The sequence below is a fragment of the Flavobacteriaceae bacterium HL-DH10 genome (assembly GCA_031826515.1).
GTDB lineage: Bacteria > Bacteroidota > Bacteroidia > Flavobacteriales > Flavobacteriaceae > Thalassobellus > Thalassobellus suaedae.
The window spans coordinates 3,612,750-3,636,060 of the sequence record CP134536.1; the positions used below are offsets into that span (position 1 = coordinate 3,612,750).

General features: G+C 29.5%; 21 protein-coding genes. 12 read left to right on the plus strand and 9 right to left on the minus strand.

Features of this window, described 5'->3' with window-relative positions:
* Positions 1-2 precede the first annotated feature (2 nt).
* Positions 3-2,363 (plus strand): polysaccharide biosynthesis tyrosine autokinase, encoded by a 2,361-nt coding sequence (locus RHP49_15285; protein ID WNH12242.1) that lies wholly within the window; start codon positions 3-5, stop codon positions 2,361-2,363.
* Here the strand turns inward: RHP49_15285 and RHP49_15290 are convergent.
* Positions 2,360-3,106 (minus strand): CpsB/CapC family capsule biosynthesis tyrosine phosphatase, encoded by a 747-nt coding sequence (locus RHP49_15290; GenBank protein ID WNH12243.1) that lies wholly within the window; start codon positions 3,104-3,106, stop codon positions 2,360-2,362. The genes RHP49_15285 and RHP49_15290 overlap by 4 nt on opposite strands.
* A gap of 45 nt (positions 3,107-3,151) precedes the next feature.
* Positions 3,152-4,219 (minus strand): 3-dehydroquinate synthase, encoded by a 1,068-nt coding sequence (aroB, locus tag RHP49_15295; protein WNH12244.1) that lies wholly within the window; start codon positions 4,217-4,219, stop codon positions 3,152-3,154.
* A 100-nt stretch (positions 4,220-4,319) separates the two neighbouring features.
* Here aroB and RHP49_15300 point away from each other — a divergent pair, with 100 nt between their 5' ends.
* The gene (locus tag RHP49_15300; GenBank protein WNH14438.1) at positions 4,320-5,489 is read left to right on the plus strand and encodes a proline dehydrogenase family protein; all 1,170 of its coding nucleotides are present in this window, start codon (positions 4,320-4,322) and stop codon (positions 5,487-5,489) included.
* Between the two features lie 33 nt (positions 5,490-5,522).
* Here RHP49_15300 and RHP49_15305 read toward each other — a convergent pair whose 3' ends face one another.
* From RHP49_15305 to RHP49_15315, 3 genes are read right to left on the minus strand one after another with little or no spacing between them, the layout of a single operon-like run.
* Positions 5,523-6,116, minus strand: coding sequence for a sugar transferase (locus tag RHP49_15305; protein WNH12245.1), 594 nt, complete (start codon positions 6,114-6,116; stop codon positions 5,523-5,525).
* Positions 6,117-6,494 carry a hypothetical protein gene (locus RHP49_15310; protein ID WNH12246.1) on the minus strand — a complete coding sequence of 126 codons (378 nt, stop codon included), beginning with the start codon at positions 6,492-6,494 and terminating at the stop codon, positions 6,117-6,119. It abuts the gene before it with no gap.
* Between the two features lie 36 nt (positions 6,495-6,530).
* A complete protein-coding gene (locus RHP49_15315; protein ID WNH12247.1) occupies positions 6,531-7,733 on the minus strand; it encodes an alanine dehydrogenase in 1,203 nt (400 codons plus the stop codon).
* A gap of 155 nt (positions 7,734-7,888) precedes the next feature.
* On the opposite strand from RHP49_15315, the gene RHP49_15320 reads away from it, so the two are divergent.
* On the plus strand, positions 7,889-10,333 hold the full coding sequence (locus RHP49_15320; GenBank protein WNH12248.1) for an outer membrane beta-barrel family protein: 2,445 nt from the start codon (positions 7,889-7,891) through the stop codon (positions 10,331-10,333).
* A 36-nt stretch (positions 10,334-10,369) separates the two neighbouring features.
* Here the strand turns inward: RHP49_15320 and RHP49_15325 are convergent, their stop codons facing one another.
* The 4 genes from RHP49_15325 to RHP49_15340 all read right to left on the minus strand — a co-directional run bounded on the left by RHP49_15325 (position 10,370) and on the right by RHP49_15340 (position 13,243).
* Entirely contained in the window at positions 10,370-10,909 is a 540-nt protein-coding gene (locus RHP49_15325) for a hypothetical protein (protein WNH12249.1), read from the minus strand.
* Entirely contained in the window at positions 10,857-10,994 is a 138-nt protein-coding gene (locus RHP49_15330) for a hypothetical protein (protein WNH12250.1), read from the minus strand. Before RHP49_15330 ends, RHP49_15325 begins: the two co-directional genes overlap by 53 nt.
* Before the next feature lie 157 nt (positions 10,995-11,151).
* Entirely contained in the window at positions 11,152-11,598 is a 447-nt protein-coding gene (gene tsaE, locus RHP49_15335) for a tRNA (adenosine(37)-N6)-threonylcarbamoyltransferase complex ATPase subunit type 1 TsaE (protein ID WNH12251.1), read from the minus strand.
* Positions 11,599-11,689: 91 nt separating this feature from the next.
* The gene (locus RHP49_15340; protein WNH12252.1) at positions 11,690-13,243 is read right to left on the minus strand and encodes a PglZ domain-containing protein; all 1,554 of its coding nucleotides are present in this window, start codon (positions 13,241-13,243) and stop codon (positions 11,690-11,692) included.
* A gap of 101 nt (positions 13,244-13,344) precedes the next feature.
* On the opposite strand from RHP49_15340, the gene RHP49_15345 reads away from it, so the two are divergent.
* From RHP49_15345 to RHP49_15385, 9 genes are all read left to right on the plus strand, one after another.
* Entirely contained in the window at positions 13,345-14,565 is a 1,221-nt protein-coding gene (locus tag RHP49_15345; GenBank protein ID WNH12253.1) for an HD domain-containing protein, read from the plus strand.
* 51 nt (positions 14,566-14,616) lie between these two features.
* A complete protein-coding gene (lpxD, locus tag RHP49_15350; GenBank protein ID WNH12254.1) occupies positions 14,617-15,645 on the plus strand; it encodes a UDP-3-O-(3-hydroxymyristoyl)glucosamine N-acyltransferase in 1,029 nt (342 codons plus the stop codon).
* The gene (locus tag RHP49_15355) at positions 15,632-17,038 is read left to right on the plus strand and encodes a bifunctional UDP-3-O-[3-hydroxymyristoyl] N-acetylglucosamine deacetylase/3-hydroxyacyl-ACP dehydratase (GenBank protein WNH12255.1); all 1,407 of its coding nucleotides are present in this window, start codon (positions 15,632-15,634) and stop codon (positions 17,036-17,038) included. Before lpxD ends, RHP49_15355 begins: the two co-directional genes overlap by 14 nt.
* Positions 17,039-17,043: 5 nt before the next feature.
* Positions 17,044-17,829, plus strand: a complete 786-nt coding sequence (gene lpxA, locus RHP49_15360; protein WNH12256.1) for an acyl-ACP--UDP-N-acetylglucosamine O-acyltransferase — start codon at positions 17,044-17,046, stop codon at positions 17,827-17,829.
* Positions 17,830-17,881: 52 nt separating this feature from the next.
* A complete protein-coding gene (gene efp / locus RHP49_15365) occupies positions 17,882-18,448 on the plus strand; it encodes an elongation factor P (GenBank protein WNH12257.1) in 567 nt (188 codons plus the stop codon).
* A gap of 6 nt (positions 18,449-18,454) precedes the next feature.
* Entirely contained in the window at positions 18,455-19,399 is a 945-nt protein-coding gene (locus RHP49_15370; protein WNH12258.1) for a UDP-3-O-(3-hydroxymyristoyl)glucosamine N-acyltransferase, read from the plus strand.
* 97 nt (positions 19,400-19,496) lie between these two features.
* Positions 19,497-20,369: a succinate--CoA ligase subunit alpha gene (sucD, locus tag RHP49_15375; GenBank protein ID WNH12259.1), complete on the plus strand. Its 873-nt coding sequence runs from the start codon at positions 19,497-19,499 to the stop codon at positions 20,367-20,369.
* A 158-nt stretch (positions 20,370-20,527) separates the two neighbouring features.
* Positions 20,528-21,274, plus strand: coding sequence for a 3-oxoacyl-[acyl-carrier-protein] reductase (fabG, locus tag RHP49_15380; protein WNH12260.1), 747 nt, complete (start codon positions 20,528-20,530; stop codon positions 21,272-21,274).
* Between the two features lie 3 nt (positions 21,275-21,277).
* Positions 21,278-23,311, plus strand: coding sequence for a vWA domain-containing protein (locus RHP49_15385; protein ID WNH12261.1), 2,034 nt, complete (start codon positions 21,278-21,280; stop codon positions 23,309-23,311).

Below are 23,311 nucleotides of genomic sequence, written 5' to 3' on the forward strand. Positions count from 1 at the left end.
GAATGGAAAATTTATCAAATAATAATTCTGAAGATTTTAATCTTAAAAAAACATTATCAGTTTATTTTAAACAGTGGAAATGGTTTGTTATATCTATTATCCTTTGTTGCATTATTGCGTTTACATATTTAAGATATACAACTCCGCAATACTTAGCAGTAGCTAAAATAATGTTGTTAGATGACAAAGATTCTTCTTCTGGAGCATTTAATGATCTATCTCTTTTTGCCGAAAATGAAGATGCTAAAGTAGAGGATGAAATACAAGTTATTAAATCACGAAGCTTTCTTAGAAATGTTATCAAAGAATTAAATTTAAATGTTCAGTATTTTATTACAGGAAGAGTTTATGATTCTGAGATTTATAAAAACACACCTATAGTTGTAAATTTTATTGAATCAGATAGTGTTATTAATAATACAAATTTCAACTTTTATACTCAAATACTTTCTTCTACAGATTTTTACTATCGTCCTAATGAAGATGATGAACCAAAAAAATATGCTTTTGGGCAAACCATTCCAACATTTTTTGGAGGTATGATAATTACACCTACTACTAATAATATTGATAATTATGTAGGTAGTGATATAAAAGTAAGGCTTACAAATATAAATGCTTTAGCAGAATCGTTAAAGTATAGAATAGGTATATCTCCAACTGGTAAATCATCTAAAGTTATTGAGGTTAGTTTAACAGATCCTGTTATTGCTAAGGCTAAGGATATTGTAAATACGTTAATTGATGAGTATAATAAATCCACTATTCAAAAGAAAAATGCAATTTCAAAAAACACGGCGGATTTTATTAATGATCGTGTTGATTTAATAGCATTAGATTTAGTTAGTGTTGATAGTAGTATTGTAAATTTTAAAACAAGTAATAAAGTTACAGATGTAGCATCTGAAGCGGGACAGTTTTTAAATTCTAGCGCTCTTAATCAACAACAATTAGATGCGGCAAAAACACAGCTAAGTCAGTTAAACTATATGAATGGTGCATTAGGGGATGAGCGTTTTGAGTCTATACCATCTAACTTAGGAATGGGAGATGCGTCTATATCTGGTCTTTCATCTAGGTATAACGAATTACTTGAAAGAAGAAGAACACTTTTAAAAAGTGCTGGAGAACAAAACCCAGTGGTTTTAGAATTAGATCAAACATTGAATGATATTAAACAAAACCTTCAGCAAAGTATTAATAATTCTACTAAATCTCTTAGAATTCAAATAGGAAGTTTAGAAAATCAGTCAGAGCGCATAAATTCGAAAATTTACTCGGTACCAGGACAAGAGCGAAAATTAAGATCAATTGAAAGAAAACAAGGGATAAAAGAATCGTTATATCTATATTTATTAGAGAAAAGAGAAGAAGCTGCTATTTCTTTAACAGCAACATCACCAAGTGCAGAAATAATTGATGAGGCATATAATAGCGCCGGAGGCCCTGTTTTTCCTAATAAACGTATCATTTATATAGGCGCATTGTTTTTAGGGTTTTTGATTCCTTTTGGGGTTATTTATGTATCAGATTTATTAGATAATAAAATACATAATAAAGAAGATTTAGAAAAAATAATAAAAAATATACCCGTTCTTGGTGAAATACCTAGAGCAACTGGAAATGATAAAAGTTTAATTGAACGTAATGACAGATCTATTTTATCTGAATCGTTTAGAATAATAAAAACAAGCTTTGATTATGTAAGCCGGGGTAGAGATGTAAAGCAATATGGAAATGTCGTTTTTGTAACATCTACAATCAACGGAGAGGGTAAATCTTTTTTTAGTTTAAATATGGCTCTTACTATGGCAAATGCTAAGAAACGCGTTTTGTTAATTGGTGCAGATGTTAGAAATCCTCAAATATATTCAGCAATAAAAAAACACAAAACCAAAGCACCTTCAGAAATAGGATTAACAGAGTATTTAGTAGATAAATCGGTAATAATTGGAGAAACGATTAATGAGTATAATATAAATGATATTAAAATAGATATTTTACTTTCGGGTAAGGTTCCTCCAAACCCTGCTGAATTATTAATGAGTAGTAGAATGAAAGATTTATTTGATTCAGTTTCAGCTCAATATGATTATGTTATCGTTGATACAGCTCCAGCAATGCTAGTTACAGATACGTTACTTATTAGTCAATATGCAGGACATACTATTTATTTAACCAGAGCAGAACGTACCGAAAAGGACATATTAAATTTCGCGAAAGAATTGCATGCTGATAATAAGTTAAATGGTATGATGTTGGTTGTTAATGATGTAAAACAGTCCAATTTTGGATATGGAGCAAAATATGGATACTATGGAACACCTGTTAAGAAAAGTTTTTTTAGTAGAATGAAGTTTTAAGTTACTGAAAATGTATTTTTTGTATTGTCTATTAAATTAGGTAAAAATTTTATTTGATTTTTAGATAGACTTAGGCTCGATAGTTTTTTTATATGTGTTTCATTATGAGTATCGGTAGCTACAAAATCAATTAAATTTTCATTAATTAAATAATTAGCTGTTTTTTGTACACTCTTACCATAATGCTCTCCCAATGAAAGTAAATTAAGCTGAAAAAAACACCCTAATTGTTTTAGTTTTTTATAGTATTCTATTTTATTATGATAAAAAGAATATCGCTCAGGATGAGCCAAAACAGGTAAGTAACCTTTTGTTTTAATTTTGAAAATTAGATTTTCTAAATTAATTGGAGGTTGAAAATATGACATTTCAACCAAAACATAATTTTTTTTAAGTGTAAATAAATTTTTGTTTTCTAATAATTTTTCAAAATTATTATCAAGCATATACTCCGCAGCAGGGTTTATTGGTATTGAACCTAGAGGGTTTGTTTTTAAGTTTTTGAGTAATTGTTGATAAGCATTCCCAATAGTCTCATCTGTATTGGGATAAAAATCTTGCATAATATGAGGTGTAGGTATAAATTCTGTAACACCTAAATCATTAAGCTCATTTATTAAATTTAAAGCCTCTTCAACTGTTTTTGCACCATCATCTATTCCTGGAAGAATATGGTTGTGTATATCAACAAAATCTTCAAGTAAATCTTTTAAAAAATATTTTTTAGAAAAAAAACTAATCATGTTACAAATATAAGCCTATAAGTAACTATTCCATCAAACAATCAGTTAATCTGCATAAAACTTAAAGGACTCAATAATAATTTTATCATCCACTAAACAATCTATTTTTGTAATTCCAATGGCTTCTAATAAAACAAAATTAATATTACCGTGGTTATTTTTTTTGTCATATTTAAGAAGATCAATTATTATCGCGTATTCATCTTCATTAATGTCTACTTTACCATAGTAATTAATAAGTAAATCTTTAATTTCTAAAGTAGTTTCTTTAGGGAATCCTGTTATTTCTGTTGAAATATAACACGCCAAAATCATACCTACAGCGATAGCTTCACCGTGTAATAATGTAATTTTATTTGGGTTGCTTAAAAAATAAGATTCAATAGCATGCCCTAGAGTATGTCCAAAGTTCAACGTTTTCCTTAATCCGTTTTCATAAGGGTCTTCTTCAACAACATTTCTTTTTATTATTACAGACTCATATATTAGTCTATCTAAATCATGTAATGATAGTTTAGATAAATTTTTAAAATTACTCCAATAAGATTCTCCTGTAATTAAACCGTGTTTTAGCATTTCAGCTAGTCCAGAACGCATTTGGTTTTTTGGTAAAGTATCTAAAAAATTAGTGTCAATAAGTACCAAATCTGGATTACTTATAACACCAACTTGATTTTTTAAATGACCTAAATCTACACCTGTTTTGCCGCCTACAGAAGCATCTACCATTGACAATAGCGATGTTGGCACATTAATATAAGAAATACCACGTTTAAATGTGCAAGCAACAAATCCGCCTAAATCTGTTATTACGCCGCCACCAATATTTATTAATAAACTTTTTCTATCTGCATTTAACTCCGAAAGCGTATTCCAAACCCCAACACAAGTATCAATAGTTTTGTGTATTTCACCTGCTTCAATTTCAATAATTTCTATGGATACCTGAGTTTCCATATTTTTTAAAAAAGATGGTAAACAATGTTCATGTGTGTTTTCATCTACTAAAATAAAAATTTTAGAAAAATTTCTTTCATTAAGGTGCTTGTTTAGTGCAGGATAACAGTTCTCATTAAAATGAATTGTACAGTTATTTGTGGTAATAGAATCCATAAAATAATTAATCTTTTTTAAGGCTGTGAAATTAAGGAGATTTTATATAAAATGATAACTTAGCTATAATTATCTTTATATAAAATTTTTAAGAATGAGTATAAATAGAATATTTGACAATACAGAAATTGCGTTCTCTTTAAAAAGTGATTCTGAATTAGAACGCGCCTATTTTTTGTTCAAAATGATATCTATTGAACCTTTAGTTCGAATAGGAACTGCTGCAACCAATTTTGCTATTAAAGCACATTTGCCAATTGAAGGTCTTATTCGTTCAACTGTTTTTGATCATTTTTGTGGTGGTGTTAACGAAGAAGATTGTTTACCAGTAATAGATAAAATGTATCAAAAAGGTGTAAGTTCTGTTTTAGATTACTCGGTTGAAGCTAAAGAAAATGAGAATGAATTTGATGCTGCAATGGAAAAGGTTCTTAAAATTATTGACTTTGCTAAAGCACTAGATGCCATTCCTTTTGCCGTTTTTAAACCAACAGGTTTTGGTCGTTTTTACTTATTTGAAAAACTTGGTAGAGGAGAAGCTTTAAATGCAGATGAACAGGAAGAATGGAATAACGTTGTTAATCGATTTGATACAGTTTGCAAAAAAGGAAAAGAGAATGATGTCGCTGTCTTAATTGATGCCGAAGAAAGCTGGATGCAAGATGAAACTGATAATTTGGTGACAGCTATGATGAAAAAATATAATCAAGAAAAGCCTATAGTGTTTAATACTTTACAGATGTATAGGCATGATAGGTTAGCTTTTTTGAAAGATCAGCATAATGACGCTAAAGTTGGAAAGTATCATTTAGGGTATAAGTTGGTTAGAGGCGCCTATTTGGAAAATGAAAACGAAAGAGCTGAAGAAAAAGGTTATAAATCACCTATTTGCAAAAACAAAGCAGAAACAGACGCTAATTTTAATGCAGCAGTAAAGTATATGCTTGATAATTTAGATTGTATGTCGCTGTTTGCAGGAACACATAATGAAGAGAGTTCTTATTTACTCATGCAGTTAATGAATGAAAAAGGGATAGTCAATAATGATGAACGTGTTTGGTTTGGTCAATTGTATGGTATGAGTGATCATATAAGTTTTAATTTAGCAAATAAAGGTTATAATGTTGCTAAATATATACCGTTTGGACCAGTAAAAGATGTTATGCCGTATTTAATAAGACGCGCTGAAGAAAACACTTCGATAGCAGGACAGACAGGAAGAGAATTAGCACTTTTAAGCAAAGAGAAAAAGCGAAGAAAACTACTCTAGTTTATTCGATTAATCTAAAAATATTATAGTCTATTATTTTGTTACCACTTTTATTATAGTAATTAAAATGAGTTTTAAATCGAAAAAAAAGTTTCGTCGCTTTATATACTCTTTATTGTATTTTAATTTATCTGGAATAATAGTATTTGTATAAAAATATTCAGGATTTTTAGCTGCTTTTAAAAGTTCTACTTCATTTCTATATTTTAAAGATGCAAGTCCAGTAATACCTGGTCGTATTTGGAATATTTTCATATCATCTTTACTATAAAAATTAACATAATAGCGTAATTCTGGCCTTGGTCCAACAAAACTCATATCGCCTTTTAAAATATTTATAAGTTGAGGGAATTCATCAATTTTATAGCGCCTAAGGATATAACCAACTTTTGTTATTCTAGAATCATGATTTCCTAAAGTGAGCAATCCTTTTTTTTGGGATTCCGCGTACATGGTTCTAAATTTAAAAATATTGAAATCTTTATTGTGTTTTCCAACACGCTTTTGAATAAATAAAATAGGTCCTTTAGAATCTAGTTTAATTAATAAAGCAATGAGTATAAGAAAAGGAAAGAGTAGAAGTAATGCAATTATAGAAGAAACGAAATCAAAAACACGTTTAATCATTTATTGTTTTTCAACTTTGATATTATTTATGGTAGCAATACTATCACAATTTTCAACGGTTAATATTATTTCTTCCTCATTATACTGACCTTCAATAATATAAATCCCGCAAGGTTCATGTCTTGTTTCACTCTCAGAAAAATTAATATCACCCTTTTTTAAAACATAATTTATTTTCGTAGAATCGCTTATATTGTTTGAAAGATATGATTTTACAGCATCGCTATAAATAATTTCTTTTGTGTTTATGTTTTTTAAAACTCTAGCATCAGGACCATAGCTACACGAGGTTTTTTTTCCGTTTAAAAAGAAAGCTAAAATTATTAATCCCATAGAAAATCCACCTAAATAATAACCAATTCGTTGTATTAATTTCATTTATAAAAAATTTGGAAAGATGTGGTGATTTTTGAATTAAAATATGAGAAGATTAATATCGCTATATTTTAAATCGAACCATTCACCAACAGATTTGCTTGTTAAAATTCCGTGGTAAAAATACAACCCATTTTTTAAACCTCTATCAAATCTAAGAGAATTTTCTATACCGCCATCTTCAGCAATTTTTAATAAATAAGGCGTAAAAATATTACTAATAGAAATCGAAGCAGTACGTGAGTATCTTGCCAGAATATTAGGAACACAATAATGTATAACATCGTGCTTAACAAATGTTGGATTTTTATGTGATGTTATTTCGCTCGTTTCAAAACAGCCTCCCATATCAATACTTACATCAATAATTATAGATCCTTTTTTCATGCATTCCACCATCATTTCAGAAACTATAACAGGTGATCTATTAGTTCCTCGCACGGCGCCAATAACGACATCACAACGTTTTAAAGCTTTAAGTAAGTTTTTGGGCTGCAAAGTCGATGTGAAAAGTGTTCTGCCTAAATTTGTTTGTATACGTCGTAATTTTGAAATAGAATTATCAAATATTTTAACATTGGCACCAAGCCCTATAGAGCTTCTAGCTGCAAATTCTGCTACTGTGCCAGCTCCAATAATTACAACTTCAACAGGAGGAACTCCGCTAATATTACCAAACATAATACCGTTACCGCCCTTACTACTGTTAGTTAACAACTCGGCTGCGATTAATACTGACGCTGTTCCAGCAATCTCACTTAAGGATCTTACTGCTGGATAAATATCGTCATGATCTTTAATAAACTCAAAAGCTAAGGCAGTTATCCGTTTGGTTGCTATCGCTTCAAAATATTTTTTGCTTTGTGTTTTTAATTGCAGTGCAGAGATTAATATGGCCTGCGGATTCATAAGTTTAATCTCTTCAAGACTAGGAGGCTCTACCTTAAGAATCATGGGGCAAGCATATACTTTTTTAGTGTCTTTTGTTATCTCTGCTCCGGCTTCACTATAATCTTTATCACTAAAATTAGCGCCATTACCAGCTCCAGATTCTAAAAGAACTCTATGACCATTGTTCACAATTGCAGAAACAGCATCTGGCGTTAAACAAACACGCTTTTCTTGAAAAGCGGTTTCTTTTGGAATTCCAATAAAAAGTTCACCTTTTCGTTTATAGATTTCAAGAGTTTCTTCTTGCGGTAAGAGTTGTTGTTTTGTAAAAGGCGAAAGTGGTTTCGACATGTTTCGTTTTTTTATTAAAATTGAAATTACGAATATTTTTTTGATTTTCTAAAATAGAAATTAATTTATATCGTTCATTTTTTAAGTTGTAAGATATCATTTCAAAGATTATATGGGATAACCTCACTGAATTTTAATTTAAAAGAATTAAATTTGTGAGTACGATTTTATATATGAGAATTACGAAACTGCCTTATTTTATTTTACTCTTTTTTTCTACACTTTGTTTTTCACAAAACTATAGTATTCAAGGGCTTTTGCAAGACGAAAATAATCAACCGATAGCGTTCGCTAATGCTATTTTAGTTGATCTGGATGATATAAATATTATAAAAGGAACTATTACAGATGAACTAGGGAATTTTACTCTTGATAATTTAAAGTCAGGCGATTATATATTAAAAATTAGTTTTTTAGGTTTTAAAGAATATACTACAAGAGTTGAGCTTGATAGAAATATTGATTTTGAAATAATAACGCTTAATGAAACTCCGCAGGAACTTAATGGAGTTACCGTTATTGCAAAGCGACCTGTAGTGAAACGTTTGGTTGATAGAATTGTTTTTAATGTTGAAAATTCTACATTATCTAATAATAATGTTTTAGATGTTTTAAAGCACACGCCTGGGGTTCTAATTAGTAATGATAAGATAACAATAAAGAACACTACACCAATAGTATATATAAATGATAGAAAAGTTCATTTATCTATAGAAGATGTTCAGCAATTACTTGAAGGAACTCCTGCAAATAATATAAAGTCTATAGAAGTTATAACAAGTCCTCCAGCAAAGTATGAAGCAGAAGGTGGAGCTGTTTTAAACATTGTAACTAGTAAGAATATTATAGCTGGTTATAATGGTTCTATTTTTGGTAATTACAAGCAAGGTAGTAAGTTTCCTAAATATTCTTTAGGTACTAGTCATTTTTTTAAAGCTAAAAAATTAAATACTTACATTAATTATAATATTAACCCAAGAGAGGATTTTAAATTTGTTAGAGAGGATGTGAGTTTTATAGAGAATGCTAAAACTATTTCAAGTTGGGAGTCTCTTTCGGAAGAAAGGAGTAAATCGGTAAATCAAAATTTATCAGGAAATATTGATTATAATATTAATGAGAATAATCGTTTAGGGTTTTCTACAAACTTATTAATAAAACCAAGAGCTAATACTAGAGAGTTAACTGACTCTGAAACTGAAGTTTTTAATTCTAATAAAGTATTAGATTCTTCATTCAATTCTAAGAACAATCAAGTTGAGGAGGTTTTTAATTTAGCATTTACACTAGATTACCTTCATGAATTCAAAAGATTAGGAGATAAGCTCTCTGCTAATATTCACCATACGAGTTATGATTTTTCAAGTTTTCAAAATGTTAGCACTAATTACTTATTACCAGATGATATTTTTTTTAGAAATAATAAATTTCAAACCTTTTCTAGTCAAGTTATAAAGTTATATACAGGTCAACTAGATTATGAATTGCCTATTAGCGATTTGTCACAATTTGAAACGGGTTTAAAAGTCTCCAATATTAATTCTCAAAATATATTAGATCAATTTTCTTTTGAAAACGATTTAAGAAAAAAAGATTTAGAAAATTCAGATACTTTTTTATATGATGAAACGAATTATGCAGTATATACAAGCTACTCAAAAGATTGGAGTTCTTGGAGCTTTAAATCAGGTTTAAGAATTGAGTATACTGATATTTCAGGCAACTCTTTATCAACGAATCAAATTAATAACAATGAATATTTTAAAGTTTTTCCTTCATTTTATTTAAAGAATAACTTAAATGATAGCAATGAAATATATTTTAAATATAATAAACGTATTTATCGACCTAGGTATAGTCAATTAAATCCTTTTAAATATTTCTTAAATGATAATGCTTATATTACTGGAGACCCTAATTTGAAACCTCAAATTGATGATTCTTTTACTTTAGGTTACACTTTTAAAAAAGATTATACGTTTGAATTGTACTATCGTTATGAAAATAATCCAGCAATTCAGGTTTTATTTCAAGATAACGAAAATAATAAGCTAACATATAGGCATACTAATATTGATAGAAGTATTTCTTACGGACTAGATTTTATGACGTATACAAAAGTTTTATCAGAATGGAATTTATATGTTTTATCATCATTATACTATTATGATGAACAGTTTATTGCTTTAGAAAGTAATAATGAATTATTATCAAATGACAAGTGGTCTGTTTATGCACAAATATTTAATTATTTTACATTTTTAAAAGATAAAAGCTTAATAGCTAATATTTCTTTTTTGTTTATTTCTCGAACAGTTAGTGGACCAACGGATATCAGTTCTAAATCTGGATTAGATATAAACATAAAAAAAACACTTTGGAATAATAAAGGTTCTATTAGTTTTGGAGTTACAGATATTTTTAATGACTTAAATGAAAATCAGTATACAAAATATTTAAACCAAGACATTCTAACAAAGCTTCGTCCAGAAAGTAGATTAATAACTATTGGATTTAATTATAAATTTGGAAATTTTAAATTGACTACTAATAAAAAAAATATTGATCTAATAGAAAGAGAAAGGTTAGGTGATAAATAGTTTTTCTTATCCATATGGATTAAGAAAAAAATTATTTCAAAAGTATTGTTTTATTTTTTCCCAAAAGTTTTTAGGGGTAACTTTAAATTCATCTTCCAAATCTTGTAAACTCTTATTAACATCATTTATTTCATTAAACATTCTAGCACGTACTAAATAAATTGAAGGAATTACTATTGCCATTATCGGAATCATGTATATTAATTGAAACTCATCCACAGAATCACCATCATCAAATAAACGAATTATTTGATATATATACATTGTAATTGGTACTAATAATGCGTGAAACCACCAATGTCTGCAAGTAAAAAACCAAATAAATATTAATAATAGAGGAAGAGCCTTACTAACAAAAAAATACATTGCAGTATTTGCACTTTCAAAGTAACCACTATTATAAGTAAATAAAAAAGTGTCCCAAACTTGTGTGTCTGGAACACTTTCATATAGATAAAATAAATAAGGTGTAATAGCAATTAATGTTGCTATTATGCTACCGATAATTAAGTTTTTTTTACTACTATTCTCTTGGAATCGGTACGTTTTTTTTGACTTTAACTGTTTGTTGTCCATCTACGTTAAAAGCGTTTACTGCTTGAGCCATAAATAACATTCCTCCGAATATTGCTATTGCAACGATAAATTTTTTAGTTTTCATAATTTAAGGGATTTTAATTAATTAATACCTCAAAAGTAATTACTAACTATACTGAATAAATTGGTTAAATGTTAAAATTATGTTAAAAACAATGATTTTTAAAATTTCCACTGTGGCTTTACCGTAATATTCAGTTTCGGAAGTGTTTAAATGTTATTTAGTCATGTTTTTCAAGCAAATTTGTTTTATTTTTTTGGTTAATACTAAGCTTTAATGTTCTGGAATTGTCATCATTTAATACTAAATCAATTCTATTAAAATGATCTGGTAAAATATCTTTAACAATATCTGGCCATTCTATAATAGACCAGTTATTTGAATATAGATATTCTTCAATTCCAAAATTATAAGCTTCTTCAATGTCATTTATTCTATATAAATCGAAATGATAAATACTACTTTGGTCTAGTTCATATTCATTTACAATTGAAAATGTTGGACTACTAACTTCATCATGACTTCCTAAAACTTTAGCCATGGCTTTAATTAATGTTGTTTTTCCAACACCCATATTTCCATATAGTAAAAGTGTTTTAGAATTAACACTTTTAATTAACTTTTTAGCAACATCTTCTACTTCGTCTAAACTATATCTTATTTCCAAATCAAATAAAATTAAATACAATATTAATAATAAAATATCAAAATCACTAATCAAAAGTGCTTGTTATCGGTGTTTTTGTGCTTTTTGTAGATTATTTAGGGGTAAATACTACAAATGGAATAATCATTTCTTCTAATGAAACACCTCCATGCTGATACGTGTTTCTAAAATAACTAACATAATGATTGTAGTTGTTTGGATATGCAAAAAATAAATCATTTTTAGCAAATATATATGAGCTATTCATTGAGATGGACGGCAAATGTATGTCTTTTGGATTTTTTATAGCAAGTACATCCTTTTTGTCATAAGTTAGGCTTCTACCAGTTTTGTATCTCAAATTTAAACTTGTATCTCTGTCTCCAATTACTTTTGACGGGTTTTTAACATTAATAGTGCCATGATCTGTTGTTAGTATTAATTTAAAACCCAGCTGCTGTGCTTGTTGTATCATTTCTAGTAAAGGAGAGTTTTTAAACCAACTATGTGTTAATGATCGGTATGCTTTGTCATTAGATGCTAATTCTTTTACAACTTCCATTTCTGTTTTTGAATGAGATAGCATATCAACAAAATTATATACAATAACAGTTAAATCGTTATTTTTTAAAGAATTAAAATTTTCAACAAGTTTTTTTCCAGCTTTTAAATTTGTAATTTTATGATATTCGTAATTTAAGTTGGTTAAGCTTAAGCGTTTCATTTGTGATTCTAAAAACTCAGCTTCAAAAAGATTTTTCCCACCATCATCAGTATCGTTTTTCCAGTATTCAGGAAAAAGTTTTTCCATATCACTTGGCATTAAGCCTGAAAAAATAGCATTTCTAGCATATTGTGTTGCGGTTGGTAAGATGCTAAAAAACGCTTCTTCTTTTTCTTTTTTATAAAAATTATTAATGACAGGTTCAAAAACTTTCCATTGGTCATATCGTAAATTATCTATAACCACTAATAATGTAGGTTGCTCTTTATTTAATTCTGGAGCTATTCTTTCTTTAAAAAGTGTATGAGACATGATTGGAGCATCAGTATGAGGTTTAAACCAATCTTCATATCTTTTTTCTATAAATTTCCCAAATTGAGAATTTGCTTCATTTTTTTGAGACTCTAGAATTTCAAACATGCCAATATCTTCAATATCTTCAAGTTGTAATTCCCAATAAATGAGTTTTTGGTATAAAGCGACCCATTCTTCATAGGAATTTACCATAGATAAATCCATAGAAATTTTTCTAAACTCTTGCTGGTAGTTTGAGGTCGTTTTTTCAGATATTAATCTCGAGTGGTCTAAATTCTTTTTTAAACTTAAAAGTATTTGGTTTGGATTTACTGGTTTTATTAAATAATCTGCTATTTTATTACCAATAGCTTCTTCCATAATGTATTCTTCCTCACTCTTAGTAATCATTACTACAGGAAGATTACTTTGTTTTTCTTTTATTTCATTTAAAGTTTCAAGACCAGTAAGTCCTGGCATATTTTCGTCTAAAAATACAATATCAAAATTTTCATCATCCAATATATCAATAGCTTCAGAGCCACTTTTGCAAGTGGTTACATTATAATTCTTCTTTTCAAGAAATAAAATATGAGGTTTTAATAAATCAATTTCATCATCTACCCAAAGTATTTTTATAGTATTCATTTAAATGCAATTTAGATTTTTATAGTGTTAGAATTAATTTTAAGTCTTTTTTAGACTTCATATAATTATATTTGTGTCTATTAAACTATAACTTTTAAAGTTTGAACAAACTTAAAATATTAAACGACCCAATTTACGGTTTTATTACCATTCCAAATTCTCTTATTTTTGATTTAATACAGCATAAGTATTTTCAAAGATTAAGAAGAATTACGCAAATGGGTATGTCTTACATGGTTTATCCTGGAGCCCATCATACACGTTTTCATCATGCTATTGGTTGTGTGCATTTAATGCAGCAAGCTATCAATGTGCTTCGTTTTAAGGGGGTTGCGATTTCTAATAATGAAGAAGATGCGCTGTATGTTGCTATTTTATTACACGATATTGGTCATGGTCCATTTTCACATGCGATGGAACATTCTATAGTAAATAATGTATCTCATGAACAAATTTCATTGCTTTTTATGGAGCAATTGAATGAAGAATTTAACGGAAGTTTAACGCTTGCCATTCAGATTTTTAAAGGAAAATATCACAGAAACTTTATGTGTCAACTTATTTCTGGGCAATTTGATATGGATCGTGCCGATTATTTAAAACGTGATAGCTTCTATACAGGAGTTGCTGAAGGTAATATAAATAGTGAGCGATTAATTACCATGCTAAATGTTGTTGATGATGAGTTGGTAGTTGAAGAAAAAGGCATTTATAGTGTTGAAAAATTTATTATCGCACGTCGTTTAATGTATTGGCAAGTTTATTTACATAAAACAGGATTGGTTGCCGAACAGTTGTTAATTAGGGTTTTAAAACGTGCTAAAGAATTAACTACAAAAGGAGATGTGCTTAATGCAAGTGCTTCACTTAAGTATTTTTTGAATAATGAAATTTCAATAGAAGATTTTAATTTAGAAACACTTGATGTTTTTTCTCAATTAGATGATTATGATGTTATTTCAGCTATGAAAGAGTGGCAGTATCATGATGATTTTGTACTGAGTAACTTGTGTGAAATGATTATTAATAGGGTTTTATTGAAAATTAAGCTTAAAAACAAGCCAATTAAAATTTTAAGTTTAGAAAAACATATTGAAGCATTAATTTTAGAGCATAAAATAACTAGAGCTGAAGCCGAATATTTTGTATTTACTGGTAGTATTTCAAATCAAGCTTATCAACTAAAACATCAGAGCATTAATATATTGCATAAGTCAGGAAAAATACAAGATATCGTTAAAGCTTCAGATCAACTAAATCTAAAAGCACTATCAAAACCGGTAACTAAATATTATATATGTTATCCCAAAGTTAAACTTTAGTACATTTTTCCTATTTTTGCGGGAACTAAACAAAACAATTAAAATTTTAGTGTGAAGTTTACAGCACAACAAATAGCAGGCATTTTAGAAGGAGATGTTGTAGGAAATCCTGATGCCGAAGTCTCAAATCTTTCTAAAATAGAGGAGGGTTTTGATGGCGCTTTAACTTTTTTAGCCAATCCAAAATACACACCTTATATATATACAACTAAGGCTTCAATAACTATTGTAAATAAAACATTTGAGCCAGATAGTGAAATTAAAACAACACTCATTAAGGTTGATGATGCGTATTTATCCTTTTCAAAAATATTAGAATATTATAATTCTGTTAAGCTTAATAAAGTAGGAGTTGAGCAGCCATCATTTATCTCAGAATCTTCGAAATTTGGCGATAATTTTTATGCTGGAGCATTTTCATATATTGGTGATAATGTAATCTTAGGAGATAATGTAAAGATTTTTCCAAATGTTTATGTTGGTGATAATGTAAAAATAGGAGATAATTCCATTATATTTTCTGGCGCCAAAATTTATTCTGAAACAAGTATTGGTAAAAATTGTGTTATTCACTCTGGAGCTATAATTGGAGCTGATGGTTTTGGTTTTGCTCCTAATGAAGAAGGCGGATATAGTAAAATTCCACAAATAGGAAATGTAATTATAGAAGATTTTGTTGATATTGGTGCCGTTACTACTATAGATAGAGCTACTTTAGGGTCAACTATTATTAGAGCAGGGGTAAAATTAGATAATCAAATTCAAATAGGTCATAATGTTGAAATTGGTAAAAATACTGTAATAGCTGCTCAAACTGGTATAGCAGGATCTGCTAAGGTTGGTGAGAATTGTCAAATTGGAGGACAAGTAGGTATTGCAGGGCATATTACTATTGGAAACAATGTTAGAATTCAAGCACAATCAGGTATTGCAAGAAATGTTAAAGACCATGAAATGATTCAAGGGTCTCCAGCCCTTGCATTAAGTGATTATAATAAGTCGTATGTGCATTTTAAAAATTTGCCTAAAATTGTAAAAAATATTAATGATTTAGAAAAAAAAGTTAATGGGAATAGTTAATACAGAAATCAAACAAAAAACCATCCAAAAAGAGATATCCTTAACTGGGGTTGGCTTGCATACTGGTAAAAATGTGACCTTAACATTTAAACCTGGTATTGCAAATACAGGTTTTGCTTTTAAACGTATAGATTTAGAAGGTGCTCCAGTAATTGAAGCTGATGCTAATTATGTAACAAATACTCAAAGAGGGACCTGTTTAGAAAAAAATGGTGTAACCATTCAAACATCAGAACATGTATTAGCTGCTTTGGTTGGTTTAGATATAGATAATGCCATAATAGAATTAGATGCTTCTGAGCCACCAATTATGGATGGGTCTTCAAAGTTTTTTGTTGAAGCTATAGAAAAAGCAGGTATCCAAGAATTAGAAGCTTTTAGAGAAGAATATATTGTTACAGATATTGTTTCGTATACAGATGAAGATACAGGTAGTGAAATTTTATTGATGCCTTCTAAGGAATATCAAATTACTACTATGGTAGATTTTGGAACCAAAGTTTTAGGAACACAAAACGCTACTTTAAATCAGATTTCAGATTTTAAAAAAGATATTTCAGATTCACGTACTTTTAGTTTTTTACATGAAATAGAAATGCTATTAGAGCATGGTTTAATAAAAGGAGGTGATTTAAATAATGCTATTGTTTATGTTGATAAGGCATTATCTCCAGAAACTATGGAGAAGTTAAGAATAGCCTTTAAAAAAGATAGCATTGCGGTTAAGCCAAATGGTATTTTAGATAATTTAACATTACACCATCCTAATGAAGCAGCTAGACATAAATTATTAGATGTTTTGGGTGATCTTGCTCTTATTGGAACAAGAATTCGAGGAAAAGTAATTGCTAATAAACCAGGACATTTTGTTAATACACAATTTGCTAAAAAAATGTCTAAGCTTATAAAAAATGAAAGACGGAATAATGTACCTTCAATTGATTTGAATAAACCGCCTTTAATGGATGTAACTCAAATTATGGCAATGCTTCCGCATAGGCAACCGTTTTTATTAATAGACAAAGTATTTGAACTTTCAGACAGTCACGTAATTGCTCAGAAAAACGTAACCATGAATGAGGAGTTTTTTAAAGGTCATTTTCCAGGAGCTCCAGTAATGCCAGGTGTTTTAATTGTAGAAGCTATGGCACAAACAGGTGGTGTTTTAGTTTTAAATACAGTTCCTGATCCTGAAAATTATTTAACTTTCTTTATGAAAATGGATAATGTAAAGTTTAAACAAAAAGTAGTTCCAGGAGATACTTTAATCTTTAAGTGTTCATTAATTACACCAATACGTCGTGGAATTTGTCATATGCAAGGTTATGCTTACGCAAACGGTAAGCTATGTGCAGAAGCAGAATTAATGGCTCAAATTTCAAAAGTAAAATAAAATATATGAATCAACCATTAGCATATGTGCACCCAGGGGCGAAAATCGCAAAAAATGTGGTTATAGAGCCTTTTACAACTATTCATAATAATGTGAAAATAGGAGAAGGAACATGGATAGGAAGTAATGTAACTATTATGGAAGGGGCGCGTATAGGAAAAAATTGCAATATTTTTCCAGGGTCTGTTATTTCTGCGGTACCACAAGATTTAAAATATAATGATGAAGAAACAACCGTTGAAATAGGTGATAATGTTACTATAAGAGAATGTGTCACCATTAATAGAGGTACTGCCGATAGAATGAAAACAGTCATTGGTGATAACTGTTTAATTATGGCGTATTGCCACGTTGCACATGATTGTATTATTGGTAATAATTGTATTTTTTCAAATAATAGTACACTTGCCGGACATATTACTATTGGAGATTATGTGGTTTTAGCAGGTATGACGGCGGTTCATCAATTTGTTTCTATAGGAAATCATGCATTTGTAACAGGAGGATCTTTAGTTAGAAAAGATGTACCTCCTTATGTGAAAGCTGCTAGAGAACCATTGTCTTATGTTGGGATAAATTCAGTAGGGTTAAGGAGACGTGGGTATACGACCGAAAAAATAAGAGAAATTCAAAATATATACAGAATTCTATACCAAAAAAACTATAATAATACACAAGCTTCAGAAATTATTGAAGCAGAAATGGAGGCTACTCCTGAGCGCGATGAAGTACTTCAATTTATTAAGAATTCGCATCGTGGTATTATGAAAGGGTATTTTAAATCAAATTAAGATTAAACAAACCTTTTAAATTAAAAATTAAGATTTTACAACAAAGAATATTATGGTAACAACAAGTGATATTAGAAACGGATTATGCATTAGGTATAATAATGATATTTATAAAATTATAGAGTTCTTACATGTAAAACCTGGAAAAGGTCCTGCATTTGTTAGAACAAAAATGAAAAGTGTTACAAGCGGAAAGGTTTTAGATAATACGTTTTCGGCAGGACATAAACTAGAAGATGTTAGAGTAGAAACGCATAAGTTTCAATATTTATACAATGATGGTGAATTTTACCATTTTATGAATGAATCAGATTATACTCAAATTAGATTATTAGAAGCGGCTCTAGACAATCCTGGGCTAATGAAAGAAGGTGAAGTGGTTACTGTTTTAATTAATACAGAAGATAATATGCCTTTGTCTGTAGATTTACCTGCAAGTGTTGTTTTAGAAGTTACTGCTACAGAGCCAGGAGTTAAAGGCAATACAGCTACAAATGCAACTAAACCTGCTACCGTTGAAACCGGGGCCATTGTAAATGTACCTTTATTTATTAACGAAGGGGATAAAATAAAGGTAGAAACAGAAAAAGGAACGTATAAAGAACGTGTTAAAGAATAGACTTTCTTGAAATTTCCAAATCCACATACCTTAAAACAAATTGCTCAATTAATTGATTGTAATTTCGTTGGAAATGAAAATTTCCCAGTATTAGGCATGAATGAAATTCATGTTGTCGAATCGGGCGACATTGTATTTGTAGATCATCCAAAATACTATGATAAAGCTTTAAATTCTGCAGCAACCATTATTTTAATTAATAAAGAAGTCGATTGTCCAGATGGCAAATCTTTATTGATTAGTGATGACCCTTTTAGAGATTTTAATACGCTTACAAATCATTTTAGACCTTTTAAATCGGCTTCAAATCAAATTTCTGATTCCGCAAAGATAGGAGAACACACTGTTATTCAGCCAAATTGTTTTATCGGTCATAATGTTAGTATTGGTGAAAATTGTACGATACATTCTAATGTTAGTATTTATGATGATACCATTATTGGTAATCATGTAACCATTCATTCAGGTACAGTTTTGGGTGCTAATGCTTTTTACTATAAAAAAAGACCACAAGGCTTTGATAGATTAAAATCTGGTGGTCGTGTTGTAATAGAAGATCATGTAGATATTGGTGCTTCTTGTACTATTGATAGAGGTGTAACGGCAGATACTTTAATAGGTGAAGGTTCTAAATTGGATAATCAAATTCAAATAGGACACGATACTGTTATTGGAAAAAAGTGTCTCATCGCCTCTCAAACCGGAATAGCTGGTTGTGTTGTTGTTGAAGATAACGTAACTATTTGGGGACAAGTAGGCGTTAAAAGTGGTATTACAATAGCTAGAGGCACAGAGCTTTATGCGCAATCTGGTTTAGGGCATTCCACCACTGAAAATAAAGTGTATTTTGGTTCTCCAGCTAGTGAAGCTAGAGAAAAGTTTAAAGAATTGGTTTATATAAGACAAATTCCTGAAATTTTAGAAAAATTAAAAAAAGAAGAGAAAAAGTAATCTCTGATTTAAGAAAATAAAGTAAATTTTACTTTAAAGTTTTAATTCAAAAAATTACTTTTGCTTAGTAATATTAACATATAGATAATAATCTCCTATGAGTGTTTTAGTAAACAAAGATTCAAAAATAATAGTTCAAGGTTTTACAGGAAGTGAAGGAACATTTCATGCAAGCCAAATGATAGAATACGGAACCAATGTTGTTGGTGGTGTAACACCAGGAAAGGGAGGTCAAACACACTTAGATAGACCTGTTTTTAATACGGTTTTAGATGCCGTGAAAGAAGTAGGTGCAGATACAACTATCATTTTTGTGCCACCAGCTTTTGCTGCTGATGCTATTATGGAAGCTGCTGATGCAGGAATTAAAGTTATTATTACTATTACAGAAGGTATTCCTGTTGCAGACATGATTACTGCGTCTAGTTATATAAAAAATAAAGATTGTCGTTTGATAGGTCCTAACTGTCCAGGTGTTATTACGCCAGGTGAAGCTAAAGTAGGTATTATGCCAGGTTTTGTCTTTAAAAAAGGAAAAGTTGGTATTGTTTCTAAATCAGGAACATTAACTTATGAAGCTGCCGATCAAGTTGTGAAACAAGGATTAGGAATTACAACAGCTATTGGTATTGGTGGGGATCCAATTATTGGGACAACGACTAAAGAAGCTGTTGAGTTATTAATTAATGACCCAGAAACTGAGGCAGTTGTAATGATTGGTGAAATAGGAGGTCAATTAGAAGCCGATGCTGCTAACTGGTACAAGGCTAGTGGTAGTAAAAAACCTGTTGTTGGGTTTATTGCTGGTGAAACAGCTCCTGCTGGACGTACAATGGGGCACGCGGGTGCTATTGTTGGAGGAAGTGATGATACAGCACAAGCTAAAAAGAAAATTATGAGAGCTTGTGGTATTCATGTAGTAGATTCTCCTGCTGAAATTGGAAAAAAAGTAGCTGAAGTTTTAGGATAGCAGCTCTATAATACAAGTAAAACCTCACAAAATCTTGTGAGGTTTTTTTATTTGATGCAACTTGTATTTATTATATTTGAATTAAATAATCTTTAACCAACTATAAACGATTTTAAAAGTGAAATATTTTTTGAATTCGTTATATTAAAATAAATCAAATGAAATTATTAGAAGGAAAAACAGCTATTGTTACTGGAGCTAGTAGAGGTATAGGTAAAGGGATAGCGCAAGTATTTGCACAACAAGGTGCAAATGTAGCTTTTACATACAGTTCTTCTGTTGATGCAGCTAATGAATTAGAAAAAGAATTAAATGCATTAGGAGTTAAAGCAAAAGGATATAAAAGTAATGCAGCAAGTTTTGAAGAAGCGCAACAATTAGCTGATGCAGTTGTTAAAGAATTTGGTAGCATTGATATATTAGTAAATAATGCGGGTATAACAAAAGATAATTTGTTAATGCGTATTAGTGAAGAAGATTTTGATACCGTTATAGAAGTGAATTTAAAGTCGGTTTTTAATATGACCAAAGCGGTACAGCGCACGATGCTTAAACAGCGCAAAGGGTCTATTATAAATATGAGTTCTGTGGTTGGTGTAAAAGGAAATGCAGGTCAAACCAATTATGCTGCTTCAAAAGCTGGTATTATTGGATTTTCAAAATCTGTAGCATTAGAGTTGGGATCTCGTAATATTAGAAGTAACGTAGTTGCTCCTGGTTTTATTGAAACAGAAATGACTGCTAAACTTGACGAAGAAGTTGTTAAAGGATGGCGAGCAGGAATTCCATTAAAACGTGGAGGTACTCCAGAAGATATTGCTAATGTTTGTGTGTTTTTAGCGAGTGATATGAGTGCTTATATTACTGGACAAACATTGAATGTTGATGGAGGGATGTTAACATAAATCATGTCTTCAGAAACTTTAATTTATATAATACTTGCTGGGATTATAGCGTTATTACTTGCGCTTTTTCAGTATTTTAAAAAAGAAAAGAGCATGTCTAAATTAAGCATGCTTTTTTCTTTTCTAAGGTTTCTTACCATTTTTTCGATTTTGCTGTTGCTCATTAATCCTAATTTTGATCAAATTACGCTTTCAATTGAAAAACCTAATTTAGTAGTTGCTATTGATAATTCAAATTCAACATCATTTTTAAAGCAAGATGAAAAAGTTAAGAATTTCATTGAAACACTATCAAAAAATGAAAAATTAAACAATAAATTTAATTTAAATTTCTACACTTTTGGTGAAACGCTTAAAACTCTAGATTCTTTAACGTTTTCAGAAAAACAAACTAATGTTTATGATGCGCTTAATAAGCTTTCGGAAATATATAAACAAACAATAGCTCCAGCTTTATTAATTACTGATGGAAATCAAACCTATGGAAATGATTATGAGTTTTCATATTCTGAATATAAACACCCCATTTATTCTATAATTTTAGGTGATACAGTAACTCATACCGATTTAAAAATTCAACAACTCAATGTAAATAAATATGCTTTTTTAAAAAATAAATTTCCCGTCGAGGCTATATTAGTTTATAATGGCAATATAAATATAGAATCTAAGTTTATAGTTACTCGCGGAAATACCACGGTGTTTTCTGAAGTTGTAAATTTTTCTAAAAGCAATAACTCTAAGCTTGTTAATTTTACTTTACCAGCATCTTCTGTTGGTGTTAGTAGTTATAAAGCAACACTTGTATCAATAAAAAACGAAAAAAATACTATAAATAATTCTAAGAATTTTGCTATTGAAGTTATAGATCAAAAAACTAAAGTTGCCATTGTTAGTGATTTTTTACATCCAGATTTAGGAGTATTAAAAAAGAGTATCGAAAGTAATGAACAACGGTCAGTAACTTTTTTAAATCCAAAAGAAATAGAAGGTGAAATAAATGATTTTCAATTAGTTATATTGTATCAACCAAATAGTAAGTTTAAGAACTTATTTAGCATTTTAAATGAAGAAAATAAAAATGTATTTATTATTGAAGGTTCTAAAACTGATCTTAATTTTCTAAATAGTATAAATAAAAATTATCAACACGAAATAACGCAACAAACTGAAGATTATCAAGCAGAGTTAAATAGTAATTATACGCCATTTATAATTGATGATATCAATTTTGAATCATTTCCTCCACTAAGATCAAACTATGGCTATATTAATTTTTCTATCCCATTTGAATCTATATTGAATAAAAGTATTAGAGGAGTGTCTACTAACGAACCTTTATTAGTAACTTTTGAAATAAACGGAAGGAGAGAAGCTGTTTTATTTGGTGAAAATATTTGGCAATGGAGAGCTCAAAGTTTCATAAATTCAAAATCATTTAATCAATTTGATGATTTTATAGGTAAACTGGTCCAGTACTTAGCATCAACAAAACGTAGGCATAGATTAAATTTAGAGTATGATTCATTTTATAATGGAAGTACAAATATTGTTATTAAAGCACAGTTTTTCGATAAAAATTATGAGTTTGATACGAGAGAATCTCTTTCAATTACAGTAGTTGATGAAGCAACAAAAAAAACAAAAACACTTCCTTTAATTTTAAACACCAACAATTATCAAGTGGATTTAAGTAGTTTGTCGCCTTCTAGATATAGTTTTACAGTTCGAACTGGTAATGAGAATATTTCCAAATCTGGTCAGTTTGAAATTTTAGCGTATAATGTAGAACAGCAATTTTTAAACGCCAATGTAACAAAGTTGCAACAACTAGCTACAAATAGTAAAGGAACCGATTATTTTATTGATAAAACAGATGGCTTGATTAACGATTTATTAACAGATAATAGGTACACCTCTATCCAGAAAAGCAATAAAAATAGCCTACCTTTGATTGATTGGAAATACTTACTTGCTATTATAGCATCAAGCTTAACTGCAGAGTGGTTTTTAAGAAAATATAAAGGATTAATTTAG

Bases quoted from the DNA above. Each gene is read 5' to 3' on its own strand.
- efp (WNH12257.1), top strand. From the start codon at position 17,882: ATGGTAACAACAAGTGATATTAGAAACGGATTATGCATTAGGTATAAT.
- lpxA (WNH12256.1), top strand. From the start codon at position 17,044: ATGAATCAACCATTAGCATATGTGCACCCAGGGGCGAAAATCGCAAAA.
- RHP49_15340 (WNH12252.1), bottom strand. From the start codon at position 13,243: ATGAATACTATAAAAATACTTTGGGTAGATGATGAAATTGATTTATTA.
- sucD (WNH12259.1), top strand. From the start codon at position 19,497: ATGAGTGTTTTAGTAAACAAAGATTCAAAAATAATAGTTCAAGGTTTT.
- RHP49_15290 (WNH12243.1), bottom strand. From the start codon at position 3,106: ATGATTAGTTTTTTTTCTAAAAAATATTTTTTAAAAGATTTACTTGAA.
- fabG (WNH12260.1), top strand. From the start codon at position 20,528: ATGAAATTATTAGAAGGAAAAACAGCTATTGTTACTGGAGCTAGTAGA.
- RHP49_15355 (WNH12255.1), top strand. From the start codon at position 15,632: ATGGGAATAGTTAATACAGAAATCAAACAAAAAACCATCCAAAAAGAG.
- RHP49_15285 (WNH12242.1), top strand. From the start codon at position 3: ATGGAAAATTTATCAAATAATAATTCTGAAGATTTTAATCTTAAAAAA.
- RHP49_15385 (WNH12261.1), top strand. From the start codon at position 21,278: ATGTCTTCAGAAACTTTAATTTATATAATACTTGCTGGGATTATAGCG.
- RHP49_15325 (WNH12249.1), bottom strand. From the start codon at position 10,909: ATGGACAACAAACAGTTAAAGTCAAAAAAAACGTACCGATTCCAAGAG.
- RHP49_15305 (WNH12245.1), bottom strand. From the start codon at position 6,116: ATGATTAAACGTGTTTTTGATTTCGTTTCTTCTATAATTGCATTACTT.
- RHP49_15310 (WNH12246.1), bottom strand. From the start codon at position 6,494: ATGAAATTAATACAACGAATTGGTTATTATTTAGGTGGATTTTCTATG.
- RHP49_15315 (WNH12247.1), bottom strand. From the start codon at position 7,733: ATGTCGAAACCACTTTCGCCTTTTACAAAACAACAACTCTTACCGCAA.
- RHP49_15330 (WNH12250.1), bottom strand. From the start codon at position 10,994: ATGAAAACTAAAAAATTTATCGTTGCAATAGCAATATTCGGAGGAATG.
- aroB (WNH12244.1), bottom strand. From the start codon at position 4,219: ATGGATTCTATTACCACAAATAACTGTACAATTCATTTTAATGAGAAC.